This is a genomic window from Labrys neptuniae (assembly GCF_040797145.1).
Lineage (GTDB): Bacteria > Pseudomonadota > Alphaproteobacteria > Rhizobiales > Labraceae > Labrys > Labrys neptuniae.
On record NZ_JBFNQD010000001.1, the window covers coordinates 656707 to 677698 of the forward strand.

Below are 20992 nucleotides of genomic sequence, written 5' to 3' on the forward strand. Positions count from 1 at the left end.
ATGCAGAAGGCGCGAAAAGATGCTGGCGACGGCGGAGCGATTGCAGCCGGCTTGATCCTTTTGGCTCTGATTGTTTGCGGCATGGCTTGGTGGCTGGTGCGCGACGACCTTTGTTCCGCCAAGACGATCATGAAAGACAACGATGGCCTGTGCTTCGAGTTCTGGCTGAACCGATATCAAACGTTGCTTGTGGGCCTGGTTGCCGCCGCGTTGGCTGTATATGGCGCCCGGTCGGCCTGGAACGCAGTTCGGCTGCAGATTGGTACCATCGACGAGCAGGCCTGGCAGTTGTCCAGGGGGATTATCGAACTCAAATTGTCCGAGTTGAGAGAAGTCAGCCGCCAACTTTTGGCAACGCAAGACAGAGAAAACCCCTATGGCAGCATAAGAATGGTCTTGGGGATGTACGAAATAGAAGCAGGCGATCTTTCGGTCGCCGAGCTTCGAAAAAACGCCGCCGCCTGCAATCCACTCATGCGCCAAAAAATTGAATCTATTGCGAGCCGCTTGGAGGCGATTTCCGTGGTGATGTCGGGCTTTATTGTTGAAAAAACCTACGAAAATAATCCGATATTCGCAAAAACCTTCGCAAAATCCCTGCAGAGATCCGTGGATACAATTGAGCAACTTACGAGAGAGAATTAGGCACCCGATACCGTTCGCGAGGTGCTCGCGCATCCTCCCCGAAACCCGGATGCCAGAGCAGCGTTCTAGGTCGGAGGCACATTCATGCACATCCACCTTTGGACGCAGCCGGTCGAATTGCGCACCTATCTCGGCGACCTGCGTAGGATCACGTCGACCGAGGAAGCGGCGAAGTTTCTGATTATGAACTGGCCACTGACTGCCCGCGGGCACCCCATGGGCGCGCAACAGCGCTTCGTCATGGCGATTAGAAACGCCATTTCTGTCGAAGACGCCCGATCTATCTTCATCGAGGCATGTATGAGCATCGGAATGCAGGTTATCGAAGACGATTAATTCTGAGGTCGCATCACCCGGAACCAGATCGCCTTTCCGACGTTCGTAGGGCGGAGGCGATCTATGGACGTCAGACCCTGGAGCTCCCCGGTGAGAATCGAGATGGCTCCTGGGCGAATTCGGATCATCGGCTCGACTATCGAGGCCGCTACCTTCCTGCTGAAGGACTGGCCTCCTGGCGAGGAAAGCAAAGCCGTCTGGGCGTATCGCGTCTGTCGCGAAGCCCAGGCCGGAACACGTACTGATGACGACGCGAGATCGGCTTTCTTCCTTGCTTGTTGGGATGCGGGACTCCGCACCGTCCCGTAACGTTCGGAGTAAGGCCCAATGGACGTCAAAATCTGGAGCATGCCGGTCAGGTTCGAAACCGGCGCCGGCCAGTACCGGATCATCGCCAGCACCGAGGAGGCAGCTCGGTTCCTGCTGCACCAATGGCCGATGGAAAACGGTGTTGCCTACGATGCCGCGCGCCAAGCGTGTCTCGATGCTATGGAGGGCGAAGTTCCGGCCGACCTGGCCCGACAGGCCTTCATTGAAGCCTGCGATGAGGCCGGCATGTATGTGATGCAGTGAGGTCATGCCGGCACCTCGGGGAAACCGTTGTGCTCTGCACTGTCGAAGAGGCGGCCGGCGCGCTTCTTTCCGAGGCGAACCATGTAATTCTCTGCATCACTCCAGATCGCAGGATCGTCGGACCAGGTCGAGCCAGTCCATCCACGGACCTCGAGCGAGGTGGGATGGTGCTCATACCAATCGCCGCCTGGCGCCCACTCGCCCCACTGCTTACCGAGGTACGCGACGCCGGCTTCCAGGCATTGGAGGCGGATCGACCTTTCCCAGTCCGCATGCATCGGCCGGGCATTGGGGCCGCTCTCGCCGCCACTGATCCACCACGCAATGCCAGGTATCTGCGCGATCCCATCTGCCCCAATCCGAAAGCCTTCTCTCCACCGCTCGCCGGGATAGAGATGCTGGGGATATGGATTGCCCTTCATCCACGGAGAGAGGTCGCCGAGATTTTCGAGAAGCGGTTCGCAGGAGGCGAACAGGAATCGGGGACGAAGGCCGGCTGCGACAATCAGATGTCCAAGGCGCTGCTCAACTGCCTTCCGGTCCTCGACGGTCGTACCGAAGGCGATGTTCGCCGGCATGAAACCGATAGCCTTGACCATCTTGACGATGTTCTGAGGCCGTTTGGTCAGAAGAAGCCATTCGAGTTTCGGCGTGTCTCGGATAAGCGCCCAGAGATCAGCGCGCCAATCGGCGGGCACCTGGTTGTCAAACACGTCGGCAAGAGACGAGCAAAAGACGCGGTAGCGAGTGCCTTCGGCCTCGGCGTGACGGTTCCATTTCAGGGGCTGGCGCCAGTTCGATTCGGCAGTGCGTCTGCGATCTCCCTGCCATAGTGCAGCTTGCCCGGTTCGCTTCGCCCAGCCTTCTGCATAGCAATTGTCGCAGGCGGAACTGACCTTCGTGCAGCCGACCCAGGGATTGAAGGTATGGTGCGCCCATTCGATCTTGGTGTTTTCACCCATTGGACGCGCCCTCCCCGGCCTTCATCTGGTCGCAATAGGACTTGGCTACCTCGCGACTGGCGAAGCGCTGACAGTCGTCTCCTTCGATGTTTCCCTCCACGTCGCCGATCGGGAATCTAACGATCCATTCGATGTGTGGTGCGATGTTGGAATGGACGGCGATCGGCGTGTAGAAATCCACGACCAACGCGTCTTCGGGCAACTCCGGCACCGGATCTGGATTAGTTTCGGTCCAGAACAGACGAGTAGCCGACGGGAATTTGGCCCCCTCCCCGTTCCAGAGCTCAAAACCCCAACTTTCGACCCAGGCGGTCGTAACTCTGCCGAATGCCGAGAATGTCGCGACCCGCATGTCTGCTTTGGACGGCGACGTGGCGCCTGCAGGGTCTCCGAAGCCGGCACTTGGCTTGTAATCCAGCGGCGGGGGGCCAAGCTCGAGCACAAGATTAAGATGTCCTGAGCTGCGGCCATCATATTCAGGGCGACATACAACCAGATCACCGGCTTGAAAGGGCCATCTCGCGGCGAAACGAGTGTAGTAGTCACGGAGCGTGGCGGCTTCTTTGACACGCTTTCGATGAACAGTATCTTCGTCGTCGAACACGCTAATACTCATGCCGCGACTCCATCCGCCTGCTTCGCCGCAGCCTCAAGCACTGGCAGCGCCTCCTGGATCTCGTCGAACTCCTTCTGGGTGAGCTTGCCCTTCCACGATTTGAAGGCCCTGGAGCCCTCTAGCGCCTTCGCGCGGGCGCGATCCAGCAGCGTATCTTCGGCCGGCAGGTCGTCGTCGTTGTGCTCGGCGCCGTCCAGGTCGGTTGATGGATCAGCCTGATTGTCGGCTTCGGTTGCGGGTGCCTCATCGACAGGCCCCTGCTCCAGCACCTCGCCCGTCTCGGCGTCGACGTGTTCCTGAGAAAAACCTTCGGCGTCGGCGGGCACAGACTTCAACCGTGAAGCCAGCGACGGCCTGGGCGTGACGTCGCGGGCACGGTCAGGACCGAAATTCCCGGCATCCTCGATCTCATCCTTGGCATAGACGCCGAGCAACACGTCGGGGAAATGACGGCGGCAGAACGCGCGCGAAGCGTTGTAGAAATGCTGCTGGTCGGGGTCCGTCTTCCACAGGGGCGAGTTTTTGGGCAGGATCTTGTCGAACTCCGGCGACAGATACTCGACGACCTCGCCCGTATCCTGCAGTTCCGCCCAGACCCGGCATCGACGCCGACCGCCCTCCCCGAGATATTCGACCTTTAGCCGCCCCTTGATCGGCGCCCGCTGGAGGATCACGGCATGGATAAGTTGTGCCTCGTAGGCCATCCGGTCATTGACGGAATAGCTTTTGTTCGCCACGGCGAAGGGAGACATGCGCCATTCGATCGCCTGGATGCAAACCGCGATGCACGCGCCCGGATTGCCCCTGAGATGCTTCGGCACCGCCACCTGCGAGATCGCCATGAGTTTGGCAACCTCCATGACCTGCTCGACGTTGGCGAAGGCCAAGCCGCCAGCATGGTCGGAAATGGCGAGGGAGTTGGTGACCTGAGGGTTGACGCGGCCGGCGAGTTTTTCCTCGGCCGCCGTCACCTGGAGAGTGACCTGATTCATTCTGCTGCTTCCTTGTAGACTGAGCCGTCCAATTCAGGGAGCAGCCCATATTTGGTCTCCGTTTCGACCCGCTTTCGGAGCCAATCCGGCATGGATGTTGTGATTTCTGAGGGGTAAGCCGGCCATTCGCCGGTCTCGATGCACTTGGCGAACTTGTCGATCGCGCGCCGATTGCGCCGGGCGCCGTAGCTGATCCATTCTTGGTCGACAGGCGACACATTCACCGCCCAGGGATCGTCACCTTCGATCCAGACCAGTACAAAATCGGTCATCTCGAAGCCGAGCACCTGACGAAAGGCTTCGCCAACGAGCGCGCCCTGGGCGTCGTAGCCCCACTTCTGAACAGCTTTCTGGATCTTGTCCGGCGAGGCATCGGTCGTCGTCTTGATGTCGCCCGCGATGCCGTCGGATACCGGGATGACGTCCGGCCGGCATTTCAGCCAGAGGCCGGTCTTTCGGTCCTGCCACAATATCGAGCGTTCGACATGGCCCTGGAGCAGGCCGGCCTTGATGCTGGGCTCACGCGCTAGGCTTGCCGCCATGCCGCGGATCGCGACAAGGTCATCAGGCACGAGGACTGTCCGGCCGGCCTTACGCATCTCGTCGCGCCAGGCCTGGGCAGCCTTCGTCCGCCAATCCGACCATTCATCCGGCCGCACGGCATAGCGCCTCTTAAAGTCGGCCTCCCCGAGCAAGAGGGTGTGTGCTGCCCGGCCGAAGTCGAACGCGTCCTTCTGTTCTTCCGGTTTGCGGTTCGGGTTCAGATAGGACTGCGCCCAGTAGTGCGCCGGCGACCTGCTATCGAGCAGGCGCAGACCAGACGAGGAGATGCTGGGTCCGGCGCAGCAATCGCTGTGGTAGACCTCCATCGGCACGCCGGAATAGATGCCCGCCTTCGTGATCTTCTGTCCGTCCCAGGGAATGGCATCGATCATAGGCCCAGCTCCTTCTTGAGCTGGAGGTTCTTCAGCCGCCGGCGCTGGCGCTCGAGGTCGCGGACCGGCCGGTGAAGCCGGCGCGCGGCGGCGAGCTCGACCTCGACCTCCATCAGGCGGGCGCGGATCGGTTGGGTTTCTGCAGCGATACGGCGGGCACGGTGCCACTGGTACCAGGCGAGCAGAATGGCCTTGATCTGATCAAACGGAGGCATGGCGCTTCTCCGCTTGCTCACAAACAAATCCCCGCTTGAGATCGCGCATGGCGACCTTTTCGGACACTGATTTGCTACCGGCTTCCCCGTTACACTCTCTGCAGGCCAACACGAGGTTCGACGGATGGTTGGGGCCGCCGTGGGCCTTCGGCACGAGGTGCTCGATTGTGATCGCGGCGCTGTCGGGCGACAGGAACCCGACCTCGCAAAACCAGCACCAGGGGCCATCCCGCGCGACGAGATCATCAATGAGGTGACGCAGCTTGACCTTGCTTTTCAGGTCGGGCGAGAGCGCCACATCCTGCTTCGCCTTGTAGGAATTCAGGATCTCGACCAGTTCATCTGGCCAAGTCTGCCGGCCGGCCTTGTTCTGGTAGACGACGAACGGCCCAAAGCAGGTCCGGACCCGCAGAACTTCCCAGACATTCGTTGGCGGATCGACGATCGCGCCGCGCTTGGTCAGCCAACCCTTAAAGGCTGCCACTTCCTTATCCGACAGCATGGCTGGCCTCCATCTGCCGGCGGCGAGCACGCGCGCCCTCCAGGGCGTCGTCAAAGCAAGCCAGGACCTCGACCGGATCGAAGGGGAGCGCCGGCACTGGGCCCTTCTGGACCGTGAGCAGTTCTAGGCATTTCGCCTCGTCGTCGAGGTCGACACCCGACACGGCCAGGAAATCGCCGATATCGCGGACGGACTGGGCCCGGGCGACCACGGCCTGTGCCGCGGCGCCGATCGGGCGGAAGTTGGGAGGGAGCGGGCCGGTCATTCTGACCTCCCGCCCGCGCTGGAGCTCAGCGCAAATTCTATAAGGTCCCTGAAGGCTTGAACTCGGCTGGTTGCACCGGTCGCGAGCCCCCACGCGTCAACACGTGCCAGCTGTTCATCTTCGAGGACGAGAACGATGCGTGTTGTCTTCCGGATCCGTCGATTTGAGCGATAGACAGAAGAAGAGCGTTTGGCCGGAGTGGCGGCATCTTTCATCGCCGTCACTCCGCGGCCACCAGGGCCGGAGCGGCCTCAAGCCACCTGCCCTCGACGATTTCGGAGACCCAGGCGTCCACGACCTTGTAATCCTGCATCAGGCGCAGGCGATTGCCGTCGCAGTGCAGCTCGTTCGCCGCGATGTAGTGTTCCGCCTCCTGACAGATCGCCTTGGTGACGTCCTTGCACGTGCCGACGGCCGGATCGATCTCCAAGACCTGCAAGAGCCCCTGCCCGCGCTTATCGCTGGGGTCGAACTCGCCGTTGACGAAACGCTCGACGATATCCTTGCGGGTCAGCGAGGTGGCGCACTCGTCGAAAGTGACGCCATAGCGACCAAAGCAGGTCTTGGTGATGAGGTGAGGCATCTGTGCGATCCATGTTGGGTTTGTGAGGCGGGATCGCTGGCGCCGCGTCCCGTTCATGCCCGGCATGGAAACGATAATTGCGATAATCGCAATCTTTCGTCAACACCTAAATTTGCGACTATCGCAAGTTTCTGTCGCTAATAAATTTTTGTCCTGCGAATCACACATCGCTGGACTCGGCAATAATTTTCGGGAATCAATGTGAACAATTAGAGAACAAAGGAGCCCAGCCATGCATGACGGCGGAGCAAGATTTGCTATCCACCTGATGTGCACCAACTGCCTACGAAGGAAGGTTCAGACGCTCTCTGTGCCCGCCGTCGAAGACGCTCCGACGTGCGTAGAGGAGCTCGTTGAAAGCCAGGCGCTCGCCCAGATGCGGTTTGTTTGCCATGGTTGCGAGAGCGTCATTGGCGAGATCGTAGCGATCAAGCAGCTCTATTCAGAACTGGCATGATGGCCGTCGGCGCTACCGGATAACGATGTCATTGATCACCCGGCGAACCAGGGCGATGATTTCGATTCCCGTACCGCCATCAGCAAAGGCATCTCGTTCCACCACAATCGGCTTGTGCGTCTTGTTGGTCGAACGTGGGCAAAATTCGATGCGGTCTTCATGGAATTCGACTTGTTTGATCGACCACTCGCGCAAATGACCGCCATCGCGGGTTCGCTCGACAACCACGACCATACCGTCGCGGATCGGATAGCGGTGCGAGATGTCCTCAAACGCAAGAGCAACAACCTGGGCACCAGGCAGAATGGGCAACGGAGCCAGGGCGTTCATTGAATCGCCGGCAACCTCGAACACCAAGACGCGAGCATTCGGGAACTCAGGATCCTCGGGGACCATGACGCGCTGCGGCTCGCTCTGGTCATAATCATCGACGAGGCGAAAGCTGCCTGCTTCAACACGGCCCGTAACCAATGCGACGGAATAACCTCGAGCGCTTGGCGTGGCCTGATCCGTGGATGCCGGCATCTCATAGCCGGGCGGCGCCTCGCCAAAGAACGCGACGATAGCCGGCAGCTCGTTCACATTGATGTCGCGAGTTTCCTTGCCAGGATCCGTCCGCGACATCCTAGTGATCTGCGCCTGCGTCAAGCCAAGGTGATTGGCCAACTTTGTTTTGGCGCCGTGCCCGGCCTTCCCGAGCATGGTTGCGAGCCACGCTCGCAGCTGATCCTGCCTCAATGCATTCATGTCGCCATTTTCGCAAATATGGCGGCGATTTCTATTGCGATTATCGCAATCATGAGCTTGACATAATCTTGCGATTGTCGCAAATATTGGCGGCATGAAGAAACATCAGCTCAATCCCGCCTTCGCGGTCATCAAGAAAGTCGGTGGCGTTGAGATCGTCAGCACCATCACTGGGCGTAGCACCGCGCGCGTCTATCGGTGGACCTATCCCAAGAGCCATGGCGGGACCGGCGGCTTCATCCCGCATGAAGAGGCGCTGAAGCTCCTCGACCACGCCAAGGCCAACGGAATCTCGCTGACCGCATCGGATTTCTTCGATGTTTCCCCGGCGGCCCCTCAGATCGTGCCGCCGAGCCAGGAAAGGCCCGCAGCATGAGCTACGTCATCACAGCCATCTTTCTCTACTTCCCCGTGGCCCTTCTCGGCGCCAGCGCTCTCGGCAACCTGATGAAGGAACGCGCCTGATGCAGCAGCCCGACGATCCCGGCATTGATCCTGATTACGACGTGCTCGCCGAGCCGCTCGCCGGCGGCAATCGTGTCGTCGCACTGTCAGCCGTGATCGTCATCGGGCTCGTCTTAGCCGGCCTGATCGGCTTCGCCACTCGGTGGCTTTCATGAAATCTCCCGTCGCATGTCCCCCTCCCTGCGACGGCTTAAGCCGGGTCCGCTCAGCGGCCCGGCCTTTTCCTTTAGCTCTCGCGTCCTCCGCCAAGATGCCGCTCGAGCTTCTTTCACGCCGTGAGTTCTGACCATGCAAGGTGTCACTGTTCTCCCTGATGGCCGTCCTTCGATGCAATCAGCATCGTTGGATAGGTCTGGAATGTCCCACCTCCAAAATTCCTCTCGCGGCAATATCAATTCCTTGTTTGGCATTTGTTCCGGTCCCGAGCTCCGGGACAGGGTCACCGCGCATCTGCGGAAGATTTATCCGAACAAGCCCTCCGAGCACGTCGCTGCAGCCACTGACCTCCCGGTCGACACCGTCAGGAAGTGGTTCGCCCGGCAGAACACGCCGAATGGCCCCGCAATCGTTCGTCTGGTCTTTGTCTACGGCATCGAATTCCTCTGCGCGATCATGGACGAGCCACCGCACTGGCTCAGCCGCGCCGCGGATGCCGAAGAACTCGCCACGCTCGATGCCGAGTTCGCTGCCCTGCAGAAGCGGCGGGAGGCGCTCCGTTGAACCTGGTGCGTGCTCTCTATTTCCGGATCCAGATCGCCCGCGCATTCCGCCGATACCGCCGTGCCACGCGGCTCTCCGGCGAATGGACTGCCGAGGCTCTGCGTTGGCGCCAGATCGTGACCGACCTGATCGCGAAATCCCAATCCCCAACCCCAAACCGATAGGAGAGCCCCATGGCCCGCGGCCGGAAGAAGAAGCAGCGCGTCGAGCGCGTCATCAAGATCAAGCGCTCGGAGATCGTCGATTTCTATCGGGAACAAGGCAGGCTGAAGGATCAGCAGGCCAGCTATACCGGTCAGGCCGGCCGCGACGCCCGCACCTTCAAGGAACGTACCGGTCTCAGCCCGATTGCCCTTGGGTTCATCGGGAAGCTCGACCGGCTTGGCGAGGATCTCAAGCGCCAATCCGTCATGGACGAGGTGGTCTTCCTCTTCGAGGCCATGGGTTGGAACGACCAAGGCAACCTCTTCGACCGCGCCTCGACCAAGATCCAGAATGACATGATCAAGGACGATGACGGCGACGACGAGGACGCGGACGACAAGGATCTCCGTCCAGCCTTCCTGCAGAACGCGATGCCGCTCGACGAGGCGAAGGAGAAATTCGACGCCGCCCTTGAGGTCGCCGAAGCCAAGAAGGCGGTTGCGGCTAAGGCTGCTGCCAAGAGCAAGCCCGCCGATGCTCTCTCCGCCCTGGCCGGCGAAGAACCCGCCACCGCGCATTGAGGTCGGACATGGCGGCGCCCTCCATTCTAAGCATCGACTTCAGCAAGGCTCGCACCGGGATCTGTTTCGGCAGGCCTGGCGAACGACCGACTCTGTCGTCGAAGTCCTTCGCGAAATGGGAGGGCGCCACCCTCGACGAAGCCGCGGCCGCTGTGATCCAGTGGCTGCCGGAAGTGCTGTCCGTCTACAAACCGGACCTGATTGCCCTTGAAGCCGCCCTACCGCCGGCAGCGAGCCGAGATCAGACATCGGCACGGCTCGCCCTGGGCGCCGACTTCGTGATCAAGGGCGCCGCCAAGCTCCGCGCAATCCGCTGCATCGAAGTGCATGGGGGCACCTGGAAGTCCGCAATTCTCGGCTCCGGCAATCTGCCGTCGAAGCAGGCAAAGGCGAAATCCCTGCAGTTGGCTCGCGGCATGGGCCTGGAGCCGAAGGACGACAACGAAGCTGATGCCTACGCTATCTGGCTCTACGGCGTCCTGCACCTCGCAAAATTCAACGACACCGATGCCTTGGCGGCAATCGCCAAGTTGCAATGGAAGCTCTGCGCATGAACACCTATCCCAAATCGCAGGTGAACATCACGGTCGACAGCAGGGTTTATATCGGCCTGCAGAAGCTGGCTCGCACCGCCGGCATGACGACAACGGGCTATGCCACGCAGCTCTTCAGCGCGGCTTACACCGCTCGGCACAAGCCCACCGGCGACCGTGAACTCGATGAGGCGGTCGCCCAGATGTCCGCACCGGCGCCCCCAGTCGACAAGACCTCGGCCAAGGAAATCGCGCAGCTCCAGGCCCAGGTCTCCGATCTTCGCGCGAAGCTCACGGAAATGGCGAAGAAGCCGGTCACCAGCCAGCAGTCGCCAGCGCCGGCAGATGAAGCCCTAAAGGCCGAGATCCGATCGTTGTCGGATCGCTTGGCGACCGCCGCCAGTCACGAGCTTCAACTCAGCACCGCGTGCGACGAGATCAAGCGTCTCAGGGCCGAGCTCGAGGATCGCCCTGCGCCCATCGTAATTCCCGACACCGCCCTTGGCCGCTTCCTGCACACCTGGAACGCCGAACTGAGGACCGCTGCATGAACACCGAACAGATCAAGGAAGCCGCCATGCTGTGGCTGACCGGAAAGAACACGACTGAAATCGCCGTCGCGCTCTTCGTCTTCGAGAGCGATGTCGAGCGGCATCTCACCGAGATCAAGGCCGAGGCTCGGCTGATTGCAGCGAGGGCAGCCTGAGATGTTCAACTGGGATGAGACGGCTATCGACAATCTGAAGCGCCTTCGTTTGGAAGGGCAGAGTGCCAGCGAGATCGCCACGGCCCTCGGCACGACGCGCAATGCGGTTTGCGGAAAGGCACATCGCCTGGGCATCCCATTCGCCCCGCCGAAGAAGTTTGGCCAGGCCGGCGGCACTCCGCAGGCGGCACGCGCTGCAGCTGCTGCGAGATCGGCAGGCAAACGGGACCCCAAAATCACGCTGGCGACGCCGGCGCCGACAATCGCTGAAGAATCGCCCTCCATGAACTCGGGTCAAAAACACCGGGTGCCTAAGGGTCCACTCGGCCGGGAAGAGTGCAGGACTGCACAGCTTGGGCCTTCTATCAGCGCGTTACCCGGGGCGATCTCCGGGAGAGCCGTGGAAACCGGCTCACCAGTCCATTTCCTCGAGCTCCGCTTCGGTCAGTGCAAATACCCGCTCTGGAAGGACGGCGCTGCCCTGGCCGACAAGTTCTGCTGTGGCGCCAGGTCTGGTGACGACGTCTATTGCGGTCGGCATCGCCTGATCTGTACCGGTGTCGGCACGCCTGGAGAGCGCCGCGCGCTTCATGGAGTGGCGGCATGAACCGTCATGTCCTTCCCAACCGGCGACCGAGCCTGACCTTCGGTGTCGAGCACGGCATCGGCGGCAAGCACTCCAATTTCACCGTGTCGATCGGCGGTGACGGCGAGAGCAGCGATGTCCGCGAAGTCTTTGTCTCCGGCCCCCAGAGCCCGCTCCTGGATCTGGTTCGCGACAGCGCGATCCTATTGAGCCTGGCTCTGCAATACGGCTGCCCGCTGGAGACGATCCGGCATGCCCTGACGCGTGACGACGCCGACCAGCCGGCAACGGTGATCGGATCTGTCGTCGCCGGTATCGAGGAGGTGCTGGCTTGATTGTCTCATCGGTTTCCCAGTCCTGCCCCTGCTGCGGCCAACGGATCGACCCTTTGGCTTTGGTGATCGACGCCGATCAAAGCCTTGTCACGTATGGCGGCACGACGATCCGACTAAGTCCGAACCACTTTATCCTCTTCGACACTTTGGCAAAGGCATATCCAAGAATCGTCACCCGCGATCAGATCTATGACAGCCTTTATGCCCTGCGCCCCGATTGCGACTGGCCGGAGCTGAAGATCATCGACGTCATGATCTGCAAGGTGCGCCCCCAGCTCGCTCCGATTGGGATGACGATCGAGACTGCGTGGGGCCGAGGCTGGAAGTTGGCGGCCGGCACAGTCTCGCCTGACGCGGTTGCGATCGCATCAGATCGGCTTCGTAAGAGGTCGGCATGACGGCAGCGTGGCCATTTGGTGAGCTGGAAGCAAGGAAATACAGGGTGATCTATGCTGATCCGCCCTGGAAATTCTCGGCCGGTCCCAACAAGAACCCCAGCCGGCATTATCCGACGATGCCGATCCGCGATATCGCGGCGCTTCCGGTCAAGGAACTCGCGCATCCCGAAGGATGCCGTCTCCTGATGTGGGTGACGCTGCCGATCCTGCTGCTGCCTTTTGGCCCACGCGAAGTGTTGAAGGCTTGGGGGTTCAAATACTCTACCTCCCGCGTCTGGGCGAAGCTCTATCCCCGCGAGGATGGTCTCTTCATCTACCAAGGATCTGTCTCCCGCGGTCCCGGCTATGAATCGACCGGCGATGCTGAGCTGCTGGTGATCGCCAAGCGCGGCCGCGTCCAGCCGATCAAGGGCGGGAAGCCCCGCGGCCTCTTCTACGGCCAGCGCCGTGAGCATTCGCGCAAGCCCGACCATATCCGCGACGAGATCTGCACGCTGTTCGACGGGCCTCGCTGCGAACTCTTTGCACGCTCGTCAGCCCCTGGCTTTGAGAACTTCGGCAACCAGACAACCAAGTTCGACGAGGTGGCGGCTTGAGCTCGGTCCCCCTGTCTCGCCAGATCCACTCCCTCGATCGCCTGATCAAGCTCGGCGCCCAGGCGCTGCGCAAGGAAGGTGCTCGGCCGTCCGAGGTCGACATGATCATCGCTGATGCAGGAGCCGCCAAGGCTACGCTCGAGGCGATCATGCCCGTGCAGGACCAGATGCGGGAACTGATCCGCACAGCTCGGCGAGGCCCGGCATGAATGCGATGACGCCTCCTCCGCCCCGCCCGATCGCCTCCGTCGAAGCCGAACAGGCAATGCTCGGCGCGATCATGCTGAACAACGAGGCCTTTGGCGCAGTTGCCGACGTCGTGAAGCCGGAGGACTTCTACGAGCCCCTGCACCGCACCATCTTCGACCTCATCGGCCGGCAGATCCGCGACGGGATCAAAGTCGACGCGATCACGCTTCGCCAGGCCCTACCGGATATCGAGGTCGCCCCTGGCATCCGGACCCAGCAATATCTGATCCGCCTCGCCGCAGAAGCTACAACGGTCATCGGTGCCAGGGACTATGCCCGGGCCGTCAGGGAAGCATTCGTCGCCCGCCAGATCGCCGCCATCGGAGAAGATCTCCGCGCCGCGCCTGACAACGCCAAGACGACGGGTGAAGCCCTCGATGAGGCCTGGAAGCGTCTCGACAAGCTCCGGCAGGATAGCCAGGAAAGCGAGGACAAGTCAGCGACCGTCGGCGAGGCCGCCCAGAAGGTCGCCAGGCGCATCACCGAGATCCGCGCCGGCAAGTCCGAGTCCGTCGTCAGCACCGGCCTTGCAGAATACGACAAGGCAATCGGCGGTGGCTTCCGCGCAGGTCGAGAGTACGTGCAGGCCGGCCGTCCCGGCCAAGGTAAAACGGTGCTCGCCATCGCCCAGGCCAGGCGCATCGCTCGCGCCGGACACGGTGTCATGTTCTTCAGCTTGGAGATCGACGACGAGGAGACCGCGGCGCGGACCATCGCGGCGGAATTGGCACGCTCCACAAGCCCGCTGACCTATCGCGATATCCTCACCGGACAGGTCGATGATCTCAACCATGAACGCATTGCTGAGGCTGCGATGCGCATGGAGGAATGGCCGCTCCGGTTCGACTGCACCGGGGGTCTCTCCATGGCCCAGATCGCGGCGCGGTGCCGCCTGCAGAAGGAGCGGTTGGCCAAGATCGGCAAGGAACTCAAGGTCGTCTTTATCGACTATCTCGGCCTTCTCAAGGTCACCGATCGCTACAAGGGCAACGCAACGATCGAGCAAGGCGAGCTCGCTCTGGCCGGGAAGACCATGGCCAAGGAACTCAATGTCGCCGTCGTGATGCTGGCCCAGCTCAACCGCGGTGTCGAAGGGCGTGATGACAAGCGGCCGACCATGGCCGACCTCCGGCAATCCGGGAATATCGAGGAACACGCCGACTGCGTCGGGCTGCTCTACCGGCCCGCCTACTACCTGGAGAAAACGGCCAAATACAAAGCCGACGATCCGGATGCGCTCGACGAGATGCTCCGCATCAAGAACGACTTCGAACTCATCATCGACAAGAACCGCCTCGGCCCGACCGGGACCCGCCATTTCTGGTGCGACGTCTCGTTGAACTCGGTCGAGGACAAGACGAGGTACTGACCGTGGCCAGGATCCGCACCATCAAGCCTGAATTCTGGACCGACAGTCTTATGGTTCAATTCGATGCACTCACCCGTCTTCTCTATATCGGAATGTGGACTGCCGCAGATGACCATGGGGCACTCCCCGACGAACCAGAACGCCTCGCCATGGAGATTATGCCTCGCGAGGATGTCGACGATGTTCAGGCGAGGATCGATCTTCTTATCGCGGCAGGTCGCCTAACCCGCATGCTCAACGATGATGGAAGCAGCTACCTCGTCATCGAGAAATGGACTGCACACCAGCGGGTCGACAAACCGTCAAAGAGCAGAATTCTTCGCGAGAATTCGCGAAAGCTCGCGATACCTGCTGAAAGTCGCCGGAAGGTCGCCCTGAAATATGGATGCAATCCCGGCGAGACAAAGGAGGCGACTTGCTACTTCTGTGGCAAGCCAGGCCAGATCTATTGGCCCCGCCTTGGCTCCGGAAAACCGGGGGCGTGGGTCGCTTTTTCAGGCCTGGAACTAGACCATTTCCATCCGGAGAGCGAAGGGGGCAATTCGGATCAGGCCAATCTCGTATTGAGCTGCGAAGGCTGCAACTGCGCCCGCCGAAATCGCACGGCCTTTGCCTTCGTCACCGCCCGTCTCACTGCTGCCGGCTCCCTCCCAAGCCAAGCTCAACAGGAGTTCTCGCGAAACCTCCGAGAAACTTCGCGAGGGCTCTTGGAGGGAAAGGACCTGGACCTAGGAAGGGAAAGGAAAGAACCAAATCCTGAACAGCAGCAGCCTGTAGGCCGCGCGTCGCAGGCTGCGCTGCTTGAAGATCTCGAAATCAGATGCCGGGAAGCAGCGGGAATTGAAAAGGACCCCTCCCCTGGTCTCCTCGTCATCGGACCCATCGCCGATCTGATCGAAGCGGGCTGGTCGCTGGAGCGTCACGTGCTGCCGGCGCTGCGCTCCGCCAAGGCCGCCGGGCGCAAGGGAAAAACCTGGGCCTACTACGCCAAGATCATCACCGACGGCGCCACGACACCGCCTAAGGCCGAGCCGCCGCCCCAGGAAGCAGCAAAGCCCGAACTGACCGAGCGCCACCTGATCCAGATGGCCTGCCGGTACATCGAGCGGGGGAACGACTGGCCCTTCAACTCGCCAGGGCCTGGCACCCCCGGAACGAAGATCACCCCCGAAATCCTCGAACGTGCCCGCGCAGAAGTTGCCGCGGAACGTCAACGCCGCGCCCGCCCCGGAGAAGCCGCATGAACACCGATGCCGATGAATTCTACCTGGTCTGGAACCCCAACGGGTACAACCCGCAGCACCGCCACGCGAGCTACGAGGACGCCGCCAAGGAAGCGAAGCGCCTGGCCGAACAGAACCGAGGCCAGAGCTTCTTCGTCCTGGCTGCCCTCGCCTTCGCCAAGGTCCGGGACCCGGTCGAATTCACCACGATCAACCGCGATCTCATCCCGTTCTGAGGTGCCACGATGACCGCCACCAAGTCCCCCAAACCCGCCTCGTCGAGCAAGCCGCACCGCGCTGATATCGCTAAGTTTATGGGTGAAAAAAAAGCATCGTCGGGTATCACGCCCCGCGACCGGCGCGCTCTGATCGCACAAATGGCCTCCGAGGGCCAAACCCTGAGGGAAATCGGGCGCAGCCTCGGCATTTCAGCTCAGCGTGTCAGTCGCATCGCCAGGGGCGCGGGCATCCCGCTCGGGCGACAGGGTGGCACCGGCCTGGTGAGCACACATGTGCCCTTCCGGCTTAAGTCCGCGCTTAGGCAACAGGCCGAGGCCGCCGGGGTCAGCGTCAGCGCCTATGTCGCCAGGGTGCTCAGGGCGGTGTGCGAGGACGCGACGGTGGCGAAGCGGACGCTTGGGCGGGATGCGCTGCCGGTGCGGGCTTATCGGAAGGGAGCGGCGTGATGGGCAAAACACCGTACAAGGACCTGACGCCCGAGCAGAAGGCCATCGTCCTTGAGAACAACAAGAAGTGGAGAGACAGAAATAGGGACAAAATCAAAGTTTATAACGCGGCGCATTGCAAGGATCGCTACGTCTACACCAAAACGTGGCGGGAAAAACACAAGGAACATTTGCGACAAAAGAAGAAGCTCTACAGCAGGCGATGGTACCTGAAGGTGAAGGCTAACGACCCCAAACGCTGGCGAGAATGGATGGTCGATTGGGCAGCGCGCCAAAGGAGCCGCCGCGAGAGGCTGAAATCCGAGATTCGAGCTCAGGCCGAGCCCGGAGTGGCATTTATGGAAGCCTTACACAGCAATACCCTCTATGCCGCTGTGGCAGCAATCGTACATAGGCGATTGCCGGCGTTCGTCAGGGACGATGTCATATCATCGATAGTACTGGACGTTCTGGACGGAAAGCTTTCCCGTGAGGAACTCGACAGCAAAACCGCCCGACGCTACGTCTCCGCCTATAATCGAGAATTCGAGACCTATGCCATCCGCTCGCTCGATGAAGATCTCGGCGACGGCTTCAGGCTACTCGATACGCTCGCAAGCGAGGATCTCAGCCCCGAAGATGCAATGATGCAACGCCGATGACCGGGAGCGCTCCTCTCGCGCTCATGGCGAAGTCTCAATGCAGCAGGCTCTCCCTGATGTCCGCGAGCAGCGCCAGTGCCATCGGCGACATCTTCTCCATGTTGACCTCCATATGCTCGCGCAAGGCTTCGGGGTACTGCCCGCGCTCCAGCACCCCGTTGCGCTCCAGGCACAGCACCAATACTTCGATCGCGGCGGAATTGGCCTCGATCATCGATTTCATGACATCACGGTCGTCGTCGGACATGGCAACCTCCCTGCCATCACATCATCTGTTGCCGAAATGCAGCGAGAAGTTCACGGGCCATTGGTGGCAGATGAAGGTCGGGATTTTCAAGGTCTGCGGACAGAGAGGCGGCGTACTGCCCGGGCATCAGCGTTCCGGCGGCCTCCAAGGATCGCACAAGCGCCTCGAGTGCGACGGTCAGCATGGTGATCTGGGCGCGCACAACCTGGTCCCCCGTTTCCGACATTGTTCTCGACCTTTCTCCAGTTTCCCGACGCCGGATCTTAGATCGAACCTACCTCATAGGAATGGAATTTGATGCTCGCCCGCGATCACGACGATAGCCACGATGCCGTCCTGGATGTCGATCTCTCTTCCCCCGTCGGCGGTGACAGGGTCAAGGCCGTCATGACCTGCATGGTCGACGCCTTCGAGACTCTCCGCCGGATCCCAGGCGCTGTCGGCCCGAAGCAGCCCGGCAGCGGGTGGCCTGCTATCGTGCGCGAGATGGGCGAGGAGGATTCCTTCCGCTCCGGAGACCGTGAGTTTCAGCGGGCCCTGTCGAAGGCCCAGATCAGCCGCATGGAGGAGGTGCTGGCCTGGCCGTCGCGTTTCCTTGCCGATGAGCCGCTGGCTGCCGACGCGCTGAACCTCTGGGCGATGTGCAAGGCCTGGGGGCGCTCGATTGATGGCGTGCTGCAGGGACGGGCGAAGCAGGCCGCAGACATCGCCAGGGTCGTCGAGCGAGAGATCAATGAGCGGCGGGGCGCCCAGCGCAAGGCAGCGGCCGGCGAAGCAGCGACCTGGACCAACAAGCGTCGGTTCCTGTCGGACGGCTCAGCGGAGGCCCGGGAGCGCATCGTCGCGAACGCACTGATCCGCCTCGAGCGCGACCTCGCAAGCAAGGGCCTGGTGCACGCTGCGGTGATCGTGAAGCCGGCGGAGTGCTCGCCCGACAAGGTGATCAGCCGGACGAGCCTGGATCGGTGGCGGTTTGTGGGGGCGCGGGTGATTGCGGAGGGTGTGACCCGTAGTTGAACATGTTAGGATGGATCGAGCAGGTGCCAATAGCTCGCGTACGTATTACTCGCTAGGCATGACCCATTACGGCGTTCTTATTTCACTGGCTTTCACTATCTTGAAATGATTTCAAATGTAAAATCCGAACTTTCTTCAATGATTTCCAGGGTCCGTCGTTCACTTTCCCTCTAAGAGTCACAACACTCGGTCTATCGACGTGAACATCGATTGTAGGAATTGGAAGAAGTGCCCCATAATCTGGCCCGGTTACTTCAATTTCAGATTCGACCTGAGCCAACGGCTTCTTTTTGCCCTCCAACAGAACTTCAAACGCCACCTTTGATGAGCCTATCTCAGGCATATCAGCCACGACTACCCAAGATAAGGGCACTTTGGCGGGTAACTGCGGGACGCCAACTACACTGTGGTAACACCCGATAAGTATCAGTTTTGAACCAACCTCAAACCGCACCTGATCGCACACGATTGCCGTGACCAGCTTGATCATGTGCACGGAACCAGATGCGATTTAAATCGAGCCTTTTCAGACACGGGCTGCGATCCAGTCATCTCAACCGGCGAGTGGACGATGAAATAAGAATGACTACTCATCGTCACCGGCTGGATCGCTCGCGTCTCCACTTTCGGATAGAGCACACTGAGGGCATCGTTCTCTAAAGAGGGCATCTCTTCATAGGGCACCGCCGCAAGAAATAAATCGTGTTCCAAAACGGCGAGATAAGCGGCAAGAGACTCCAGCGTCATGCCAGCGCCAGCGCCGTTCAACAAGCGCGAAACCTGGGATTTGTTGCGATCGAGTTTCTCGGCCAACTTCGAAAGCGTCATCCCCTTTTCGGCTCGAAGATTGAACGCCTTCTTGAGCGCAGCATAAGCGTCCAATTGGGCGTGGGAGACCGCTTCCGCGATGGGAAGTTCCGCACGGAGCCAATCCAGTTTTCTCTTCTTAGTTGCCATTGGATGCCTCAACACACAGGGACTCGATAGAAGTGCTGCAACGATTGAAGGTAGGAAAGAGTTTCAGCCAAAGTTCGCAGCACATATCAATGGCTTCGTTATAGTGCCCCGCCAAATCAGCGCGAGACGCCGCAACCAACCCAATGAAATCACCGGGAACAATGAACCCCCCGATTAAACGAGCTTCTGGGAAACCTTTATATTGCAATTTCCAGACCCCCAGTCCGGGGGAGCCGTTACGCTTCGTGGCTCTGGCTGGCGCCATAAGGTGGCTGTCAACGACGGCACCACCTTCGCAGAAATGCTGGATCGATGTTGAAAGACCCAACCATACGCCATATTCGTCACCATCTCGGTCAGCGAGACCTTCATCCAAACGTCGCGCAACTGACTTGTACAACCAGACGCGACGCACAAAGCGCCTTCGCCGTCGACGATCAAAAAGCACAAGCTCTCCGTCGTCCACCAGCGCTCGCAGATGGTCATGAGTTGACATCGTTGTCAACCCATCGTTGCGTATATGTAATGCGCGCCACGAACCTACCTCAGCCCCGAATCCCCATCTAATGGGACGATTCAGGCTTATCCTGCAATCGGCGCGTTAAACAGCGAGCTGTCATTTCACGTTTGTGTCACATCACGCCCGCTGTGTGCGCGAAAACACGTCGTGACGCCTTACTTCCTCAGTAACTACGCCAACACTTCCTTCTTTGGCCGCCCCGCCTTCCTCGGCCTGTAGTGCGCCTGCATAATCAGCGGATCCCGCATTGCAGCCCGCAATGCGATCGCAACCACCTTGGCTCCCCTGCCCAGCTCCCCGGCTTTGTACAGGTTCCAGGTGCTCAACGAGACGCCCAGCAGGTCGGCGGCTTCGTGGTTCGATAGCCGCGCCTTTTCCTGCCAGGCGGCGACGTCGATCGGTGCCTGCTCCTCAGCGAGAAGCCGCAGATGCTCGGCATCGATCATCCAGTCGTCATCCTCGCCCCAGGCAACAGAGGTGCCGTACTCAGCGACATGAGCAGAGGCGAACAGCGGGGCGTGTGCCAGTGCCGCCAAAAGCTCGCCGCCGGTCGCGATCCAGCCGGCGAGATTGACGGTCGATACGCCGCCTTCCTTCCATTTGATCTGCAGCGTGAGCGGGACCAGGGTCTCTACGGATTCGATCCTCGGAAGTTCCTCAGTCATGGCTCTCTCCTCTCACTCGATCGGGAAGCGGGGGTTGATCCGGTTCCACTCCGCCTTGATCGTTTCGATGTTGGCGGAAACCCAAGCCTCGATTTCCTTGCGGTTGGACTTGATCGAACCCTTCAGCACGCGCTGCGTTTCGATCTCGACCAGAGCCTGGGAATCAGGGGCGACGATATGGAAGTGCGGGGGCAGATGATCATTGGCATACACCCGGATGATGATGTTGCCGATCTGAAAGAGTTTGCCCATCGCCGTCCCCGTCGTTCGATGAAACAAACCTAATCCGAATTTCGGACCACTTCAATAAAACTAATCCGTTTTTCGTACTACATTACAAACAAATTCGCCTGAATATCACCCTCCCATGGGGCGGTGACACGACCTTTTCCAGCTCAATTTGGGGTGGTGACAATTGCCGCGAAAATTGGCATCAAATCGTCACTGTCGCCGAAGGTGTGGGCAACGCACTTTCCACCGAGCGCACCGCGCTCCCAGAGAGCCGAGAGGCTCTCAGCGACAGGCC

Annotated in this window: 39 protein-coding genes; 23 read left to right on the plus strand and 16 right to left on the minus strand. The window is 60.5% G+C overall.

All coding sequences use genetic code 11. The features are described from left to right. From ABXS05_RS03045 to ABXS05_RS03060, 4 genes are all read left to right on the plus strand, one after another. Entirely contained in the window at window positions 1-645 is a 645-nt protein-coding gene (locus tag ABXS05_RS03045; protein ID WP_367622858.1) for a hypothetical protein, read from the plus strand. A gap of 84 nt (window positions 646-729) precedes the next feature. Next, complete coding sequence (locus ABXS05_RS03050) at window positions 730-981, plus strand: DUF982 domain-containing protein (RefSeq protein WP_367622859.1); 252 nt, start codon at window positions 730-732, stop codon at window positions 979-981. Window positions 982-1044: 63 nt separating this feature from the next. After that, window positions 1045-1290, plus strand: coding sequence for a DUF982 domain-containing protein (locus tag ABXS05_RS03055; RefSeq protein WP_367622860.1), 246 nt, complete (start codon window positions 1045-1047; stop codon window positions 1288-1290). Window positions 1291-1308: 18 nt separating this feature from the next. Next, window positions 1309-1554, plus strand: a complete 246-nt coding sequence (locus ABXS05_RS03060; RefSeq protein ID WP_367622861.1) for a DUF982 domain-containing protein — start codon at window positions 1309-1311, stop codon at window positions 1552-1554. A 2-nt stretch (window positions 1555-1556) separates the two neighbouring features. On the opposite strand, the gene ABXS05_RS03065 is transcribed toward ABXS05_RS03060, so the two are convergent. The 8 genes from ABXS05_RS03065 to ABXS05_RS03100 form a co-directional block, all read right to left on the minus strand. Further along, on the minus strand, window positions 1557-2516 hold the full coding sequence (locus tag ABXS05_RS03065; protein ID WP_367622862.1) for a DUF5131 family protein: 960 nt from the start codon (window positions 2514-2516) through the stop codon (window positions 1557-1559). Continuing rightward, on the minus strand, window positions 2509-3132 hold the full coding sequence (locus tag ABXS05_RS03070) for a hypothetical protein (protein ID WP_367622863.1): 624 nt from the start codon (window positions 3130-3132) through the stop codon (window positions 2509-2511). Before ABXS05_RS03070 ends, ABXS05_RS03065 begins: the two co-directional genes overlap by 8 nt. Then, complete coding sequence (locus tag ABXS05_RS03075) at window positions 3129-4124, minus strand: recombinase RecT (RefSeq protein WP_367622864.1); 996 nt, start codon at window positions 4122-4124, stop codon at window positions 3129-3131. The genes ABXS05_RS03070 and ABXS05_RS03075 overlap by 4 nt, the downstream gene beginning before the upstream one ends. Beyond that, window positions 4121-5059, minus strand: coding sequence for a PD-(D/E)XK nuclease-like domain-containing protein (locus ABXS05_RS03080; RefSeq protein WP_367622865.1), 939 nt, complete (start codon window positions 5057-5059; stop codon window positions 4121-4123). The genes ABXS05_RS03075 and ABXS05_RS03080 overlap by 4 nt, the downstream gene beginning before the upstream one ends. Next, entirely contained in the window at window positions 5056-5274 is a 219-nt protein-coding gene (locus tag ABXS05_RS03085) for a hypothetical protein (protein WP_367622866.1), read from the minus strand. The genes ABXS05_RS03080 and ABXS05_RS03085 overlap by 4 nt, the downstream gene beginning before the upstream one ends. Continuing rightward, the gene (locus ABXS05_RS03090) at window positions 5261-5776 is read right to left on the minus strand and encodes an HNH endonuclease (protein ID WP_367622867.1); all 516 of its coding nucleotides are present in this window, start codon (window positions 5774-5776) and stop codon (window positions 5261-5263) included. Before ABXS05_RS03090 ends, ABXS05_RS03085 begins: the two co-directional genes overlap by 14 nt. Next, window positions 5763-6041, minus strand: a complete 279-nt coding sequence (locus tag ABXS05_RS03095) for a hypothetical protein (RefSeq protein ID WP_367622868.1) — start codon at window positions 6039-6041, stop codon at window positions 5763-5765. Before ABXS05_RS03095 ends, ABXS05_RS03090 begins: the two co-directional genes overlap by 14 nt. 220 nt (window positions 6042-6261) lie before the next feature. Next, on the minus strand, window positions 6262-6624 hold the full coding sequence (locus tag ABXS05_RS03100; protein WP_367622869.1) for a hypothetical protein: 363 nt from the start codon (window positions 6622-6624) through the stop codon (window positions 6262-6264). 232 nt (window positions 6625-6856) lie between these two features. On the opposite strand from ABXS05_RS03100, the gene ABXS05_RS03105 reads away from it, so the two are divergent. Further along, entirely contained in the window at window positions 6857-7081 is a 225-nt protein-coding gene (locus tag ABXS05_RS03105) for a hypothetical protein (RefSeq protein WP_367622870.1), read from the plus strand. A gap of 12 nt (window positions 7082-7093) precedes the next feature. On the opposite strand, the gene ABXS05_RS03110 is transcribed toward ABXS05_RS03105, so the two are convergent. Next, entirely contained in the window at window positions 7094-7828 is a 735-nt protein-coding gene (locus ABXS05_RS03110) for a S24 family peptidase (RefSeq protein ID WP_367622871.1), read from the minus strand. A 94-nt stretch (window positions 7829-7922) separates the two neighbouring features. Here ABXS05_RS03110 and ABXS05_RS03115 point away from each other — a divergent pair, with 94 nt between their 5' ends. From ABXS05_RS03115 to ABXS05_RS03195, 17 genes are all read left to right on the plus strand, one after another. Further along, window positions 7923-8204, plus strand: coding sequence for a hypothetical protein (locus ABXS05_RS03115; RefSeq protein ID WP_367622872.1), 282 nt, complete (start codon window positions 7923-7925; stop codon window positions 8202-8204). Window positions 8205-8292: 88 nt separating this feature from the next. Continuing rightward, entirely contained in the window at window positions 8293-8448 is a 156-nt protein-coding gene (locus tag ABXS05_RS03120) for a hypothetical protein (RefSeq protein ID WP_367622873.1), read from the plus strand. A 202-nt stretch (window positions 8449-8650) separates the two neighbouring features. Next, window positions 8651-9013 carry a hypothetical protein gene (locus tag ABXS05_RS03125; protein WP_367622874.1) on the plus strand — a complete coding sequence of 121 codons (363 nt, stop codon included), beginning with the start codon at window positions 8651-8653 and terminating at the stop codon, window positions 9011-9013. 173 nt (window positions 9014-9186) lie between these two features. After that, a complete protein-coding gene (locus tag ABXS05_RS03130; protein ID WP_367622875.1) occupies window positions 9187-9738 on the plus strand; it encodes a hypothetical protein in 552 nt (183 codons plus the stop codon). An 8-nt stretch (window positions 9739-9746) separates the two neighbouring features. Continuing rightward, window positions 9747-10292, plus strand: coding sequence for a hypothetical protein (locus tag ABXS05_RS03135; RefSeq protein WP_367622876.1), 546 nt, complete (start codon window positions 9747-9749; stop codon window positions 10290-10292). After that, window positions 10289-10822: a hypothetical protein gene (locus tag ABXS05_RS03140; RefSeq protein ID WP_367622877.1), complete on the plus strand. Its 534-nt coding sequence runs from the start codon at window positions 10289-10291 to the stop codon at window positions 10820-10822. Before ABXS05_RS03135 ends, ABXS05_RS03140 begins: the two co-directional genes overlap by 4 nt. Next, window positions 10819-10977, plus strand: coding sequence for a hypothetical protein (locus tag ABXS05_RS03145; RefSeq protein WP_367622878.1), 159 nt, complete (start codon window positions 10819-10821; stop codon window positions 10975-10977). Before ABXS05_RS03140 ends, ABXS05_RS03145 begins: the two co-directional genes overlap by 4 nt. Before the next feature lies 1 nt (window position 10978). Then, complete coding sequence (locus ABXS05_RS03150) at window positions 10979-11584, plus strand: GcrA family cell cycle regulator (RefSeq protein WP_367622879.1); 606 nt, start codon at window positions 10979-10981, stop codon at window positions 11582-11584. Continuing rightward, entirely contained in the window at window positions 11581-11898 is a 318-nt protein-coding gene (locus tag ABXS05_RS03155) for a TSCPD domain-containing protein (RefSeq protein ID WP_367622880.1), read from the plus strand. The genes ABXS05_RS03150 and ABXS05_RS03155 overlap by 4 nt, the downstream gene beginning before the upstream one ends. Window positions 11899-11960: 62 nt before the next feature. After that, window positions 11961-12296, plus strand: coding sequence for a winged helix-turn-helix domain-containing protein (locus tag ABXS05_RS03160; RefSeq protein ID WP_367623425.1), 336 nt, complete (start codon window positions 11961-11963; stop codon window positions 12294-12296). Window positions 12297-12340: 44 nt separating this feature from the next. Beyond that, a complete protein-coding gene (locus ABXS05_RS03165; protein WP_367622881.1) occupies window positions 12341-12892 on the plus strand; it encodes an MT-A70 family methyltransferase in 552 nt (183 codons plus the stop codon). Next, the gene (locus ABXS05_RS03170; RefSeq protein WP_367622882.1) at window positions 12889-13101 is read left to right on the plus strand and encodes a hypothetical protein; all 213 of its coding nucleotides are present in this window, start codon (window positions 12889-12891) and stop codon (window positions 13099-13101) included. The genes ABXS05_RS03165 and ABXS05_RS03170 overlap by 4 nt, the downstream gene beginning before the upstream one ends. Continuing rightward, the gene (locus ABXS05_RS03175) at window positions 13098-14510 is read left to right on the plus strand and encodes a replicative DNA helicase (protein ID WP_367622883.1); all 1413 of its coding nucleotides are present in this window, start codon (window positions 13098-13100) and stop codon (window positions 14508-14510) included. The genes ABXS05_RS03170 and ABXS05_RS03175 overlap by 4 nt, the downstream gene beginning before the upstream one ends. 2 nt (window positions 14511-14512) lie before the next feature. Further along, window positions 14513-15754, plus strand: coding sequence for an HNH endonuclease (locus ABXS05_RS03180; RefSeq protein WP_367622884.1), 1242 nt, complete (start codon window positions 14513-14515; stop codon window positions 15752-15754). After that, window positions 15751-15969 carry a hypothetical protein gene (locus tag ABXS05_RS03185; RefSeq protein ID WP_367622885.1) on the plus strand — a complete coding sequence of 73 codons (219 nt, stop codon included), beginning with the start codon at window positions 15751-15753 and terminating at the stop codon, window positions 15967-15969. The genes ABXS05_RS03180 and ABXS05_RS03185 overlap by 4 nt, the downstream gene beginning before the upstream one ends. A 9-nt stretch (window positions 15970-15978) precedes the next feature. Beyond that, window positions 15979-16419 carry a MarR family transcriptional regulator gene (locus tag ABXS05_RS03190; RefSeq protein ID WP_367622886.1) on the plus strand — a complete coding sequence of 147 codons (441 nt, stop codon included), beginning with the start codon at window positions 15979-15981 and terminating at the stop codon, window positions 16417-16419. Further along, window positions 16419-17060 carry a hypothetical protein gene (locus tag ABXS05_RS03195; RefSeq protein WP_367622887.1) on the plus strand — a complete coding sequence of 214 codons (642 nt, stop codon included), beginning with the start codon at window positions 16419-16421 and terminating at the stop codon, window positions 17058-17060. The genes ABXS05_RS03190 and ABXS05_RS03195 overlap by 1 nt, the downstream gene beginning before the upstream one ends. A gap of 34 nt (window positions 17061-17094) precedes the next feature. Here the strand turns inward: ABXS05_RS03195 and ABXS05_RS03200 are convergent, their stop codons facing one another. After that, on the minus strand, window positions 17095-17307 hold the full coding sequence (locus ABXS05_RS03200; protein WP_367622888.1) for a hypothetical protein: 213 nt from the start codon (window positions 17305-17307) through the stop codon (window positions 17095-17097). Window positions 17308-17323: 16 nt separating this feature from the next. After that, complete coding sequence (locus ABXS05_RS03205) at window positions 17324-17509, minus strand: hypothetical protein (protein ID WP_322430204.1); 186 nt, start codon at window positions 17507-17509, stop codon at window positions 17324-17326. Window positions 17510-17604: 95 nt separating this feature from the next. Between ABXS05_RS03205 and ABXS05_RS03210 the strand changes: the two genes are divergently transcribed. Then, window positions 17605-18324, plus strand: a complete 720-nt coding sequence (locus ABXS05_RS03210) for a hypothetical protein (RefSeq protein ID WP_367622889.1) — start codon at window positions 17605-17607, stop codon at window positions 18322-18324. Between the two features lie 82 nt (window positions 18325-18406). Here ABXS05_RS03210 and ABXS05_RS03215 read toward each other — a convergent pair whose 3' ends face one another. From ABXS05_RS03215 to ABXS05_RS03235, 5 genes are all read right to left on the minus strand, one after another. Continuing rightward, complete coding sequence (locus ABXS05_RS03215) at window positions 18407-18814, minus strand: hypothetical protein (RefSeq protein ID WP_367622890.1); 408 nt, start codon at window positions 18812-18814, stop codon at window positions 18407-18409. After that, window positions 18811-19281 carry a helix-turn-helix domain-containing protein gene (locus tag ABXS05_RS03220; RefSeq protein WP_367622891.1) on the minus strand — a complete coding sequence of 157 codons (471 nt, stop codon included), beginning with the start codon at window positions 19279-19281 and terminating at the stop codon, window positions 18811-18813. Before ABXS05_RS03220 ends, ABXS05_RS03215 begins: the two co-directional genes overlap by 4 nt. Next, a complete protein-coding gene (locus ABXS05_RS03225) occupies window positions 19271-19777 on the minus strand; it encodes a hypothetical protein (RefSeq protein WP_367622892.1) in 507 nt (168 codons plus the stop codon). Before ABXS05_RS03225 ends, ABXS05_RS03220 begins: the two co-directional genes overlap by 11 nt. 194 nt (window positions 19778-19971) lie before the next feature. Then, entirely contained in the window at window positions 19972-20466 is a 495-nt protein-coding gene (locus tag ABXS05_RS03230) for a hypothetical protein (RefSeq protein ID WP_367622893.1), read from the minus strand. Window positions 20467-20478: 12 nt separating this feature from the next. Beyond that, the gene (locus tag ABXS05_RS03235) at window positions 20479-20718 is read right to left on the minus strand and encodes a DUF4160 domain-containing protein (RefSeq protein WP_367622894.1); all 240 of its coding nucleotides are present in this window, start codon (window positions 20716-20718) and stop codon (window positions 20479-20481) included. Between the last annotated feature and the right edge of the window lie 274 nt (window positions 20719-20992).